Origin of the sequence: Limosilactobacillus pontis DSM 8475, assembly GCF_001435345.1 — a bacterium.
Classification (GTDB): domain Bacteria; phylum Bacillota; class Bacilli; order Lactobacillales; family Lactobacillaceae; genus Limosilactobacillus; species Limosilactobacillus pontis.
In genome coordinates this window covers 65,148-77,499 of the sequence record NZ_AZGO01000065.1, presented here as the reverse complement: position 1 = coordinate 77,499, position 12,352 = coordinate 65,148, and the positions used below count along the sequence as shown (strand labels likewise).

12 protein-coding genes are annotated in these 12,352 nt (G+C 52.2%); 1 reads left to right on the top strand and 11 read right to left on the bottom strand.

The annotated features are described in order from the left end of the window. Positions 1 to 117: 117 nt before the first annotated feature. Both FD34_RS07305 and rpsO read right to left on the bottom strand, forming a co-directional pair. Positions 118 to 1,926, bottom strand: a complete 1,809-nt coding sequence (locus FD34_RS07305; RefSeq protein ID WP_057808176.1) for a ribonuclease J — start codon at positions 1,924 to 1,926, stop codon at positions 118 to 120. Between the two features lie 179 nt (positions 1,927 to 2,105). Further along, on the bottom strand, positions 2,106 to 2,375 hold the full coding sequence (rpsO, locus tag FD34_RS07300; protein ID WP_057808175.1) for a 30S ribosomal protein S15: 270 nt from the start codon (positions 2,373 to 2,375) through the stop codon (positions 2,106 to 2,108). A 254-nt stretch (positions 2,376 to 2,629) separates the two neighbouring features. Here rpsO and rpsT point away from each other — a divergent pair, with 254 nt between their 5' ends. Beyond that, positions 2,630 to 2,884 carry a 30S ribosomal protein S20 gene (gene rpsT / locus FD34_RS07295; RefSeq protein ID WP_057808174.1) on the top strand — a complete coding sequence of 85 codons (255 nt, stop codon included), beginning with the start codon at positions 2,630 to 2,632 and terminating at the stop codon, positions 2,882 to 2,884. Positions 2,885 to 2,979: 95 nt separating this feature from the next. Here rpsT and holA read toward each other — a convergent pair whose 3' ends face one another. The 9 genes from holA to FD34_RS07250 all read right to left on the bottom strand — a co-directional run bounded on the left by holA (position 2,980) and on the right by FD34_RS07250 (position 12,341). Continuing rightward, complete coding sequence (gene holA / locus FD34_RS07290; protein ID WP_057808173.1) at positions 2,980 to 4,014, bottom strand: DNA polymerase III subunit delta; 1,035 nt, start codon at positions 4,012 to 4,014, stop codon at positions 2,980 to 2,982. Beyond that, the gene (locus tag FD34_RS07285) at positions 3,984 to 6,215 is read right to left on the bottom strand and encodes a DNA internalization-related competence protein ComEC/Rec2 (protein ID WP_235806012.1); all 2,232 of its coding nucleotides are present in this window, start codon (positions 6,213 to 6,215) and stop codon (positions 3,984 to 3,986) included. Before FD34_RS07285 ends, holA begins: the two co-directional genes overlap by 31 nt. A gap of 37 nt (positions 6,216 to 6,252) precedes the next feature. Next, on the bottom strand, positions 6,253 to 6,738 hold the full coding sequence (locus tag FD34_RS07280) for a ComE operon protein 2 (protein ID WP_057808171.1): 486 nt from the start codon (positions 6,736 to 6,738) through the stop codon (positions 6,253 to 6,255). Positions 6,739 to 6,793: 55 nt separating this feature from the next. After that, positions 6,794 to 7,426 carry a helix-hairpin-helix domain-containing protein gene (locus FD34_RS07275; RefSeq protein WP_057808170.1) on the bottom strand — a complete coding sequence of 211 codons (633 nt, stop codon included), beginning with the start codon at positions 7,424 to 7,426 and terminating at the stop codon, positions 6,794 to 6,796. Positions 7,427 to 7,526: 100 nt separating this feature from the next. Further along, entirely contained in the window at positions 7,527 to 9,809 is a 2,283-nt protein-coding gene (locus tag FD34_RS07270; RefSeq protein ID WP_083479929.1) for a glycoside hydrolase family 68 protein, read from the bottom strand. Positions 9,810 to 9,941: 132 nt separating this feature from the next. Then, positions 9,942 to 10,988 (bottom strand): SepM family pheromone-processing serine protease, encoded by a 1,047-nt coding sequence (locus tag FD34_RS07265; protein ID WP_057808169.1) that lies wholly within the window; start codon positions 10,986 to 10,988, stop codon positions 9,942 to 9,944. Next, positions 10,972 to 11,493, bottom strand: a complete 522-nt coding sequence (gene coaD / locus FD34_RS07260) for a pantetheine-phosphate adenylyltransferase (protein ID WP_057808168.1) — start codon at positions 11,491 to 11,493, stop codon at positions 10,972 to 10,974. The genes FD34_RS07265 and coaD overlap by 17 nt, the downstream gene beginning before the upstream one ends. A gap of 6 nt (positions 11,494 to 11,499) precedes the next feature. Further along, positions 11,500 to 12,060 (bottom strand): 16S rRNA (guanine(966)-N(2))-methyltransferase RsmD, encoded by a 561-nt coding sequence (gene rsmD, locus FD34_RS07255; protein ID WP_057808167.1) that lies wholly within the window; start codon positions 12,058 to 12,060, stop codon positions 11,500 to 11,502. After that, a complete protein-coding gene (locus tag FD34_RS07250) occupies positions 12,057 to 12,341 on the bottom strand; it encodes a YlbG family protein (protein ID WP_057808166.1) in 285 nt (94 codons plus the stop codon). The genes rsmD and FD34_RS07250 overlap by 4 nt, the downstream gene beginning before the upstream one ends. Positions 12,342 to 12,352 lie beyond the last annotated feature (11 nt).

Below are 12,352 nucleotides of genomic sequence, written 5' to 3'. Positions count from 1 at the left end.
TTGTTTTCTCACCAGCCACAATTAGTTTTCCGAATATTACAATGCAGTTACGGGAAGCCAATAGGCTAGCCGTACAGGGCGCCGAGAGACTTATTTTCCAGCCTCTCTTTGATTGTCTTATTGCTTGGCCTTGGCAACCTGCTTCTCATGTTTACGGCCACGACCATTGCGGTGATGGCCCTGTTTCTTTTCCTTTTGGCCCTGACCATTACCCTGCTTCTTGGCCTCGCCATTGTTATTGCCCTTGTTCTTGCGCTTAGCGTGCTGGTTGATCTCCATGATCACCGGCAGGATAACCGGGTGACGCTTGGTCTGATCAAAGAGGAAGCGGTTCAATTTCTCGCGAACGTCCTGCTTGAGGTGGCTCCAGTCGAACTCCTTCTGGTCGAGGTTCTCCTGAACGACCTTCTCAACCAGGTCGGCACTCTGCTTCATCAGTTGACGGTTAGTCTTGACAAAGACGAACCCCCGAGATGTGATCTGCGGTCGGGCAACGATCTTCTTCTTTTTCCGATCGATGGTGGCGACCACGACGAAGATCCCGTCCTCAGACAGAACCCGCCGATCACGGAGGACGATGTTGCCAATGTCACCGATCCCGGTACCGTCGATCATCGTGTTGCTGACGTCGATATGGTCGCCGACGTGGAACTCACCATTCTTATAGGTAAGGACATCCCCCTTGCTGGCAATGAAGATGTGGTCAGCTGGAATACCAACCTCCTCGGCCAGCTGGGCGTGACGGTCCAAGAGCCGGTACTCACCCTGGATGGGGATGAAGTACTGGGGCTTCATGAAGTTGAGCATCAGTTGCTCGTCATTCTGGTTGGCATGGCCAGAAGGGTTGAGATCGTCCGAGATGAACTTGACCTCGGCCCCGGTCCGGTAGATCATGTCCTTGGTCTTTTGAACCTCCGTCTCCTGAGCATAAGAAGGAGTGGTCGTGACAAAGACCAGGTCGGTATCGGTCAGGTGGAGCTTCGGATTGGCACCACTGGCAATCTGCTGAAGGGATTTGATTGGCTCGCCCATCTTCCCGGTCTCCAGGATGATGACCTGATTTGGCTCCAGCTTATCGGCCTCTTTCATGCTAATCAAGAGTCCCTTCGGCAACTTTAGCTTACCTAGGCTCATCGCCGTATTAATGATCTGCTCGATGTCCTTACCAGACAGAACCAACTTACGATCAACCGCTACGGCAGCGTTGATGATCTGCTGAACCCGCATGATGTTGGAAGCGACACTGGCCACGATAATCCGGCCGTTTTGGTACTTGAAGGTTTCCTTGATGTATTCACCAATATCCTTTTCCCGGGCTGAGATGCCAGTGATACCAGCCCCCGCCGAGTCACTTAACAGGGCCAGTACGCCTTGCGAACCGATCTCGGCCAGCCGCGCCAGGTCCGTTTGGTAACCCTGGGTGGCCGTTTGGTCAAACTTGAAGTCGCCGGTGTAGACGATGTTGCCATCACTAGTCTCGATCACCACGCCCAGCGTCTCAGGAATCGTGTGGGTGGTCTGGAAGAACGAGACCGTGACGTCATTGAAGTCGATCGTGGTGGCGGCGTCGACAACGTGGAAGTCGTTGAACTTCTTAACCTCCTTGTGACCCTTCACCGCCAGCTTAGCCAGGGCAATCGTCATCTCACTACCGAAGACCGGGACGTTGAAGTCCATCAGAAAGTACGGTAAGGCCCCGATCGAGTCGGCATGGCCGTGCGTCAGGAAGACCCCGACGACTTGATCCTTGTGTTCGCGAAGGTATTCCCAATCCGGAATCACCACGTCAATCCCCATCAGTTCATTTTCGGGGTACTTCAGCCCACAATCCAGAATGAAGATCTGCTTACCAACTTCAACTGCGTACATATTCTTACCGTTTTCGCGGACCCCGCCAAACGGAATAATCTTAATGCTGTTACTCATTGAGTAATCTCCTTTTATTTAATTTTGAACTGCTTACCGTCTAAGCTCAACGGCAAGATTTTTAATTTCGTTCATGATTAGCTATTCATATCTTACCACAATCAAAGTTATCATTGGAACTAAACGCAATAAAAAACGTCCCGACCCCAATGGAGCCGAGACGCACAATGGCAATGGTATTAACGACGAAGACCCAATTTCTTGATCAATTCACGGTAAGCAGGAAGGTCAGTCCGCCGAAGGTAAGCCAAGAGGTTACGACGGTGACCAATCTTCTTCATCAGACCACGTTGTGAGTGGTAATCGTGCTTGTGAGTACGAAGGTGCTCGTTTAATTCGTTGATGTCAGCGGTTAAGACAGCAACTTGAACCTGGGTAGAACCAGTGTCACCTTCATGCGTTGCGAATTGCTTGATAATTTGATCCTTACGTTCTTTTGAAATAGCCATGCTATTTTCCCACCTTTCAAATAATTTGATACGCCTAGTTCTAGGTATAGCGTCGGTGAGGATCGCTAAACTGAGAAGAGGCAGTTGGTTAATTAACCTTTAACACTATAACCGATTATTCCCCCACTTGCAAGGGTCCAACAAAATCCAGGTTGAATGCCGGCGAAACTATTGCATTGGCCGCCAGTCTTTTGTATAATAAAAACGTTGAAAATTCTGGTCAACTGAATAACCGGGTAACGGAGGTGAAACTCATGCCAATTATTAAGTCAGCAATCAAGCGTGTTAAAACCAGCGCTAAGGCCGAAGTCAAGAACGCTTCACAATTGAGCCACATGCGGACTGCTATCAAGAAGTTCGATAAGGCAAAGCTTGCTGGTGAAGATGACCTTGAAAAGTTATACAAGGATGCCATCTCAGCAATTGACCGTGCACACTCCAAGGGTCTTATCAAGGCCAACAAGGCAGCACGTGACAAGTCACGTTTATCAGCTCGTTACAACAAGTAATGACCGGTAACGGTAACAGGCGATCGTTTTGATCGCCTGTTTTTGTTTTAAACGATAAATCGGCACTGTGATATCGTCATCGCAGTGCCGATTTGTTAATTGGCCACCTTAGCCTGGTGGGCATATTGGAGCATGAATAATTGAAACAGCAGTGCCGGATCACGCTGGGTCGTCTTGAGTGCCCGCTCGATCCGGATCAGACCGAGATAAGCATTTTCCAGGGCCAGCAGGGAGAAACGACGGGCGGTCTGCAGTCCCAGCTTAACCCGGTACGGGTGCACGTTCAACTGCATGGCCAGGTTCCCCTGACTGAGGCCCCGCCGACTTAGCACCTTCAGCTGAATCAACAACCGAAACTGACCCACCAGGACCGCATTGATCCGTAATGGTTGCTGCTGACCGGCCAGCAGCTGGTGATAGAGGTCGAGAGCCTGCACCTGGTCATGACGGAGGACAGCCGTCACCAGGTCGAAGACGTTCTCGTCAAGCGACTGTGGCACCAGAGCCGCCACCTGTGCCTGTGTGATATGCTTATCCTGATACGCAAGGAGCTTGAGTTTGGCCAAGTTGGCAATCATCAATCCGTAGTCAGCGTTGGTCCGCCGCACCAGCTCATCGACCGCCGCCTGGTCAATCTGAAAACCCGCACCCATCAGTCGTCCCACCACCTGTTGACGGGCCTGCTGCTCGTTTAACGGGGCCGCGCTGATGGTAACCGCTGCCCTCTTGAGGGTCTTAACGATTCCCTTACGGCCGTCCAGTTTCTCATAGGGGGCCAGAATAACTAGGGTGGTGGTCATCTCGGGCTGGGCCAGATAGCGTTTAAACGAGTCGAGGTCATGGTCGATCTTCCCCCGCTTCTTCTCACCAGTCAGAAAATAAGGCTTATTGATTACGACCAACCGACGTTCCCCGAAGAAGGGCGCAGACATCGCGTCGTCTAGCGCCGTAGCCACCGGCGTTGTCTCCATGTCGTAACGCCCAACGTTCATCACCCGTTCGCTCTCCGGAATCAGGGTTAAAAACAGATCAAGGGCCTGTTGTTGTAAGGCTTGCTGGGTTCCCAGTACCAGATAAATTGGCGCCGGGCTCGCCTTCTTTAGTTGTTGAGACAGTTCGGTAATGTCCACTTAAGTTCTCCTCCTTCAAGAGTGGTCTGAAAACGACCATGTTGCTGTGCATATACGTACCTGATCATCCCGTACTGCTGGGTTGATAGGATCTTAATCTGCCGTTGCCGCAAGCTGGCTACAACCTCATCATTGGGATGATGGTAGCGGTTGAACCGCCCCGCCGAGATAATTCCCCACTGCGGGTGCAGCTGATCCAGAAAGCGGTCATCGCTCGCCGTCCGACTACCATGGTGGCCAAGCTTCAGTACATCGGCGTGTAACTGCGGATAGCGGTCGAGGACTGCACATTCCCCGGCCCGATCCAGGTCGCCAGTGAAGACAAATTGCCGACCACCAAAGCATCCAGTCAGCACCATCGAATCTTCATTCTTCGCCTCACCAGGGGCAAACGGATGAAGGATCCTGAGCCCCGGATCAATGCTGGGGTGCTGGTCCATAACCGAAATAACCTGGGGCTGGTTTACGCCTCCCACCTTACGGGTCAGGACGGGTTGCTTCTCCACCCCCGCCGGTACCGCAACCCGTTTGACCCGCATCGCCTGTAGGACCGTCGGCAGGTAGCCAATGTGATCGGCATCCCGGTGACTAAGGTAAATGGTATCAATATGGTCGATACCCCGACTCTTCAGATAATTAATACTGGTCCGGGTAGCCACGTCACACCCCGGTGCCTGCTGCCGGTGGCCAAAGTTCAGCTTACCCCCGGTATCAATCATCATTACCCGGCGATTCAGCGGCTCACGAATGATAATGCAGTCTCCCTGACCAATATCAACGAAGGCAACCTCACCGTTGAGTGGAAAGTGAATCACCATAAAACAGGCTAAGTAAGCAAGCCCCAAGAGTACCCACCGCCGGACTTGTCGGTAGTCACTAATTGTCCAAAGGGTCAGTAGAAATAGCACCACCGCTAGCCAAAGTGGTGGCTTACCGAAGACGACCTCCCCTGGTAGGTGGGCTGCAAACTCAATCAGCCGCTGAAAGGTCAACAGAACCTGGTTGACCAGGTTACCGAATACGGGTAGAGCCCAATAGGTTCCGGCACTGATCAGAACCAGGGGAAAGAGGACCAGGGAAAACAGGGGAATCATCGGGTAACTAAGCACCAGACTGAGCCAGTGAAACTCAAAGACGTAGCTCAGAATCGCTGGCAGACTGGCTATACTCAATAGGAAGGTCTGCCGCAGGGCCGGCAGCTGCCGGTCCATCACCTGTAGCAAAAACGACAGGAGATAACTTAGCTGGCCGCCCAGGCTGAGTAGGACGGCCGGTTCCCAGGCAGTCCCGACGAGCAGGCTCACCGCCCAACCGTCGAGCCGATCCAGTCGTAAGGCACTGCGGAATAGGCCGGTCTCGGCCATGATCACCGCTCGAATCAGACTCGGTGCCCCACCCGCGATGACCAGGTAAAATGGCAACGCCACAATCAACAGGACATCAACCAGCTCCCGGTCTAGCCACAGGTACACTCCCAGCCAGCGCAGGATAGCTACTAACAGGACCACGTGCATTCCTGAGATACAGAAAAGATGAATAATCCCGAGTCGTTTGACGTTTGCCATTGCCGACGCGTTGTATGGATCACTCTGACCGATGATCAATTGCTGGCAATAACTGGCTAGCGGCATGGGCATCCCCGCAAAGTGGTGCCCCAACTGCCAACGCCAGCAGTGGCACTGATCACACAGCCCCCATCCCGTCAGTGGCATGATCGTCGGGGGCTGGTCAAGCTTCACCTGATTGTAGACCCGTCGCTGCTGATAGTATCGCCGAAGGGCAAATTCATTCTCGTTGGTAGCTGGCATCACCGGCTGAACCATCCCATTCACCCGCCAATTGGCTGGCCGATCGAGCCGCCTGTATTGGTCAAGTAAATGGGAATCACGAACACTAAAGATCAGGGCTTCACGAACTCGTGATTGGGTATCGGTCCCGATCGCCGTCACAAAACCATCGTGAACCTGGACGTCATCAGGGCGAACCCTGACCAGCTGAGTGACCGGGTGACGATCGACAACGGTCCGCCGGCTGATCTGGTGTTGATAGAGCAAACAGCCACCGATCGCCACTACTAGGCTCAGACAGCAGGTCGCTAGGACCACTGGCCGGCGGAGATAGCAGACGCGGAGCAGGAGGTAGGCAACAAACAACCAAAAGAACGGCTGCGGGCCCAGCATGGTGACGGTCACCGCCCCCACGATTAGGGCTGGAAATATCCAGTAATGATGAATTGTCCTACTGCTCAGGCTGAATGTACTGGCCTAAGCGAACCTCATCTAAGATATTATCGTCAAGCTTGATTTGGTGAAGGTGGATGTCTTTAAGCTTAATCAGCTTCATGGCGTAATCGTCATTATGGTAGTTGCGAATATAGTTGATCTCCTTAATACCGGCCTGCAGGAGGCTCTTCGTGCACTGGAGGCACGGAAAATCAGTCACGTACAGACTGGCCCCGTCCATCGAGATGCCAAACTTGGCACACTGAAGGATGGCATTCATCTCGGCATGGATCGTCCGGACACAGTGACCATCCCGTAGGTAGCAGCCTGCGTCGATGCAATGGTCGTCACCGGATACTGATCCATTATAGCCACCGGCAATGATCCGCTTATCACGGACCAACACTGCCCCGACCGAGAGCCGGTTACAGGTGCTGCGTGAGGCCAGCAGGGCAGCTTGGATCATGAAGTACTGGTCCCAGTCAATTCGCTTTCTTACCATCTTTTCATCACTCCTTTGTCTGATATAGTATAGCAAAAATCCACTCAAACCAAAACTAGACCGCCAACTGGTCCCTGATTTTCTCCACCGACTTGTCACCAAAGCCACTGACCTGTTTCAATTCATCAACCGACTTGAATTGACCGTGCTGCTGCCGATATTGCAAGATCAGGTCGGCCTTCTTGTCACCGATCCCGGTAATCTGACAAAGCTGCTCCTTGGTCGCCGTGTTAATGTTGACCGTAGCCGTCTGACTCCCACTGCCGGCTGTCGCGTCCCCGCTACTAGCACCGACAGTACTTATCCCCGGCATCGTCTCCCCGTTTACCGGGACATAGACCACCTCAGCGTCATTCAGCTGCTTAGCCAGGTTGACCTGTTTCATATCGGCGCTATTGATGATGCCGCCCGCGGCCGCAACCGCCTCGTTTACCCGGGCACCATTCTTCAGCTTATAGATTCCCGGATGCTTGACGGCCCCCTTAACGTCAACACAGATCTGGCTGCTGGTTGTGGACGGTGCTTTCGTCATGCTGCTGGCTGTCGTGCTTATCGCCAGGGTCTGATCCGGCTGCGCGGGTTCGGCTGCTGGTCGCTTTACCAACCATGCCATAACCAATCCCAAGACCGCTATCAGGATCAACAGTTGATAACGATAGGTCTCCCAAATTTCCTTCAAGCGTTCCATTAAACTCCCCTCCCATATATTAAATACGGCAAGTTGTTAATTCGGCACGAAAAAAAATACCCCTGCGTAATTACAGGAGTATTTTTCGTTCTATTTAGATTTAGTAACGACGCTTATTAGCACCCACCAGGCCAAACATTGCCAACAGGGATGCGAAACCAAGGCCCATTGCTACTTGACCATTATGGTTGCCGGTTTGTGGTAACCTAGTTTCGGTCTTGTTAGACGTCTGTGGTTCACGCGGCGTGTTTGGTGTATTCGGGACATTTGGTGTGTCCGGAGTATTTGGTGTATTTGGCGTATTCGGGATATCAGGAACGTTAGGCGTGTTTGGTGTGTCTGGCGTATTCGGAACATTAGGAACGTTAGGTGTGTCTGGCTCACCCGGGTTATGAGGGATCAAATCGTCGCCGCCGACCAGGTTCCAGTCGATTGGCTTGCCCCACTCACCAGGCAGGGCTGCACTATTAGCAGTATTCTTGTCAAGAACGCCCGCCATGTTGTCATTCTCACTGGTGTTGTCCCAGATCCAATCACCCTGGTTAGTCATCCGTGCGAGAACCATCGTGGTGTTATCAGGGTTAATCTGAACCAGGAAGCTTGGAGCCCAGGTTGAGTTCATATTCTTACCAGCAACCTCATTCCGGTTGGTGATGTAGGAAGTGATCAGGACCTGGTTAGGGTGTCCTTCAACTGGGATTGCATAGTAGGAATAGGTAGCGGTCCGCCAGTTTGCTGGAACTGACGTCGTCAAAACAACACTGGAGTCGTTCAGAGGCTTGTAACCACCCGTCAGCTTATCGGAGACGTAACCAACCATGACAACGTTGTCCCCAACAGCCTTGTTGGCAGCATTCCAAGCATCATCATTACTACCACGATTCAACCGCGTTGCCGCAAAGAGATAGTACTTGTCTCCTAACTTAACAACATCCGGCCGTTCAATCTCATCGCTAACCATCGGTGCCGTAAGCAATGGCGTGTAGAGCTCACTTACCTGTGGATTCTTAATGTCATTATTAAGCTTCAGAATACCAATAGCGGCATTGGCCCAACTTGCACGGCTCCGCATATCGTTATTAGACAGCAGGTGGAAGAAGTTATTAACGTTAAACTTATCGCTGCCTCCGTAGTTTTGCCAATTATAAAGCTGACTCAAGCCCTGGTAATTTTCAAGTCCCGTGCTGGCCTCAAATACCAGGTAACGGTTGCCGTCATTATCTTCAATAATATGAGCATCACGCATTGCAATGTTGTCGGCTCCATTGTTAGTGGCACGCCATTGTTTGTAGGTCTGGTAGTAGTAGCCATCCCCTTCAAAGATGACGTGATCATTGGCCACATGATTAATTGAAACCGTTCCGGTCTTATCATCATGATCAAGGTAGATCGTTGCACTCGCCAACTTCTGGTGGTTGGTGTAGTTATCACTTGTGTCAACGCGTGTATAGAACAATTGAATGGACCCGTCTGGGTTTACGGTTGCAGAACCAGACCATTCCTGACGAACCGCATTAGCGTTATAACCAAAGATCGGACCAGCGTTCTTCCAGTTGGCTAGGTTGTTGTCCCCATACTTGTTGTACAACAGGTAAATATGATTATCGTTGACGTTTGGTTCCCCCATCATTCCGATAACTAATTGGTACCCATTCCAATTTGAGACATAGCCGGTCTTGGTATCCTGAACTGGCCATGAGTCCCAAATATCCAGGTCAGTAACCTCACCGGTCTGGGCATCGCGAGTGTGAGCGGCCGGCATATTCTGAATTTGCTTAGCGTTAAAGAATGGAATTGCGTAACGGCCATCTTGCTTGATCAGCGTGTTAGCAATCTTCTTGAAGTCATTGTAGGTCATTTGTGTACCGGTCTTGGCTGACTTCGAGAAGTTGACCTTATTCAGTTCCTTGACCTGTTGAGAAGTCAGGCTGTTCGGGGCAATACCAGCATTCTTAACTACCGTGGCTGCCTTGTCTGTTAAGTGCGTGGACCGCTGCTCAGCATCCTTAGCTGCGCTGCTTACTGGGTTAAGCTGTGCCTGGTGGTGGTCAGCTGGTTGGCTGTCGGTAGTTTTGGCAGCAGGTGCCGTTGTGGTGTTGCCTTGTTTTGTTACCGGGGTTGCCGTCTTTGGGGCGTCGGACGATTGAACGTTATCAGCACTTGACTGGGAAGTCGTTGCGGTCTGTGCAGCGTTAGACTTAATTGGCGTCGAAGATGAACTCATAACGGCAGAACTGCTGTTGACGGATTCAGTAACCGGGACATCAGTACTACTTGTAACAGGCGTAGTGGCGTCTGCGTTTGCATTAACGACAGAGGCACCTAAGGCCAATGCTGCGGTGGACAGGGTTACTACGACCCAGTTTTTACCACTCTTGTACATTTTTTATGTTCCTTTGGGGCTAACATAATTTCTCCTCCTTAGCGAATTGCTAAACGCTTAACAATTTATTTAAAATTATTAATACCCCGATATTAAAAGGCAGCGACCACAATCGCTGCCCTAAATATTCGTTTACTTCTGTTCTAGGTAGTGGACCGCCTGCTTAAAGGAGGTCACCGGAACGACCTTCATTCCCGGTGCATATCGTTTAGCCGTCTTCTTGGCCAGCTGGTAGTTGGTCTGGTGGCCGTCCTCGTACTTCAGAACCAGCTTGGTGGGTTTGATGTACGGCGCCAGAAAAATAGTGGCACCGGCCCGGTGCGCGGCAATGACCTTCTTGTCGATCCCACCGATCTCACCAACACTGCCGTCCGGGGCAATCGTCCCGGTGCCAGCAATCTTGCGGCCCCGCTGGAGGTCGTGTCCGCTGATCTGTTCATAGATCTGCAGGGTAAACATCAGCCCACCGGACGGACCGCCCAGCTGTCCCGGATCGACCTTCACTGGCACCCTAGTCTTAACCTTCATATTATTGGTCAACAGGATCCCAATCCCGGCTCGGCGGGCGGTTAGCCGTACCAGCCGACGAGTCGCCTGGTGCTGACGACCAGTGCGCTCATAGGTTACCGTCAGCGGGGAGCCGATCTTTTGCTTACCAATGTACTTCTGAAATCCCTGGGCGGTGTTGAAGTGACGACCATCAACCTTCGTGATGGTATCCCCCACCTTAATCACCCGCTTGAACTTAGAGTTCGGTTCCACCTGGAGAACATAAATCCCCAAATACTTTCGGGAAACCGGCTGGTGGGCCGCCTGAAAGGCCACCGCGATGGCCTCGTTGATCGAGCTCTGCATGTAGAAATGCTGAACCCGGTCAAAGGTCGCCCCACTCTGTCCCCCCGTGACGTCCGCCGCCTTCTCAATGGACAGGTATGGGACCGCCTTGGCAACGAGATAGGTCGCCGGGTGGGCACGCTGGAGCGCCACCGAGGTGATCATAAAGCTTCCCTTCCCCAAATCCGGGTGGTCTTTGACCCGGACAAAGGAGCGTAGGTTGGTAGCGGTCCCCGGCGCCTCAACGTAGGAATTCAGCGGCCAGAGGAGAAACCAGCCCAAAAAGAGGATCAGCGCAAGGACAACCCCAATCCAGCGGAGGACCTGTTTATCTTGTCTTTTCATTCTGTGCCTTTACCCGCATCAATTGCCGTTCTTCCAGTCGCTTCTTCAGGGCCGCATTGATATTGGCCGGCAGGTAGGCGGAGATGTCACCACCATTGGAGGTAACCTCCTTCAGCAGACTACTCGATAGGTGCTGATACTCCGGCTTGGCCAGGAAGAAAATCGTCTCGCACTGGTCATCTAAAAAGTTGTTCATGGCGGCGATATCGCGTTCATACTGGAAATCGGTATTGTTTCGCAACCCCCGCATCAGGTAGTCGGCCCCGATCCGGTTCATCAGGTCAACAGTTAACCCAGACGCCGTAATTACGGAAACGTTGTCTAGTCCAGCCACGGCCTCCTTAATCTGGTCAACCCGTTCCTCAACCGTAAACAACGGTTTCTTGCTGTTATTGGTCATCACAGCAACAGCCAGTTGATCAAAAAGGGCGCTCCCCCGCTTGATCAGGTCCAAATGACCCAGGGTTAGCGGGTCAAAGGTCCCGGGAAATACAGCAACTTTCATAAAAAACTACTCCTTTCGAAAACGGTAAATGGTCAGTACCGTTATACCATATGTCTGCCGGCGAATAAACGTAAAGTTCGGTCGGTCGGTGGTCGGCAGGTCCGCCGCCTGGTTGGTCTCGGCAACGATCACCGCCCCATCGTTGAGCAGGTTGTCTGCCACCATCTGATCAAGATCCTTCAAGATCTGCTGCTTAGCATATGGCGGGTCCAGATAAACCAGATCAAACCTAGCCTGGTGCTTACCGAGCATTCCTAGCGCCTTACGAGCATCCATCTTATAAATTGAGAATCGCTCAGGGTGCTTAGTCACTTCAACGTTGTGGCGAATCGTCTTGATCGCCTGGTACTGCCGATCAATCAGGACAGCGTGATCGATGCCGCGGGAGACCCCTTCAATACTGAGTCCCCCGCTACCGGCAAACAGGTCCAGACTTTGTCCACCATCGAAGTATGGCCCGATGATGTTGAAGAGGGCTTCCTTCACCTTATCGGTCGTGGGCCGGGTCGCCATGCCGGGTACGGCACTTAGCTTCCGGCCGCGAAACTCACCAGATACTACTCTCATTGCTTATCATCCTCATCATGTAGTTTGTATAGTCCAGTCATCTCCAGGTCGGTCAGGGTTGGGTCGAGGTCGGGGCGGACTGATTCCTCCACTCGCCGAACCGCCCGCAGGTGTTTGACCTTGTCCTTTACCGTGTCGATCTGATCTTGATCAACGTATAGAATCACGTAATGCATTCGTCGGGAAACGTAACGGACCAGCCCGTAATGGCGAAGGGCCCGTACGACCCGGTTGCCATTGACGTACACCACTAGGGCCCGCCGCGCAGTTAATTTAAACATCCTATCATATC

What these genes read in the sequence shown, in the direction of transcription:
- FD34_RS07305 (WP_057808176.1), bottom strand. Translation starts at nt 1,926, where the DNA reads ATGAGTAACAGCATTAAGATTATTCCGTTTGGCGGGGTCCGCGAAAAC.
- rpsO (WP_057808175.1), bottom strand. Translation starts at nt 2,375, where the DNA reads ATGGCTATTTCAAAAGAACGTAAGGATCAAATTATCAAGCAATTCGCA.
- rpsT (WP_057808174.1), top strand. Translation starts at nt 2,630, where the DNA reads ATGCCAATTATTAAGTCAGCAATCAAGCGTGTTAAAACCAGCGCTAAG.
- FD34_RS07280 (WP_057808171.1), bottom strand. Translation starts at nt 6,738, where the DNA reads ATGGTAAGAAAGCGAATTGACTGGGACCAGTACTTCATGATCCAAGCT.
- FD34_RS07275 (WP_057808170.1), bottom strand. Translation starts at nt 7,426, where the DNA reads ATGGAACGCTTGAAGGAAATTTGGGAGACCTATCGTTATCAACTGTTG.
- FD34_RS07270 (WP_083479929.1), bottom strand. Translation starts at nt 9,809, where the DNA reads ATGTACAAGAGTGGTAAAAACTGGGTCGTAGTAACCCTGTCCACCGCA.
- FD34_RS07265 (WP_057808169.1), bottom strand. Translation starts at nt 10,988, where the DNA reads ATGAAAAGACAAGATAAACAGGTCCTCCGCTGGATTGGGGTTGTCCTT.
- coaD (WP_057808168.1), bottom strand. Translation starts at nt 11,493, where the DNA reads ATGAAAGTTGCTGTATTTCCCGGGACCTTTGACCCGCTAACCCTGGGT.
- rsmD (WP_057808167.1), bottom strand. Translation starts at nt 12,060, where the DNA reads ATGAGAGTAGTATCTGGTGAGTTTCGCGGCCGGAAGCTAAGTGCCGTA.
- FD34_RS07250 (WP_057808166.1), bottom strand. Translation starts at nt 12,341, where the DNA reads ATGTTTAAATTAACTGCGCGGCGGGCCCTAGTGGTGTACGTCAATGGC.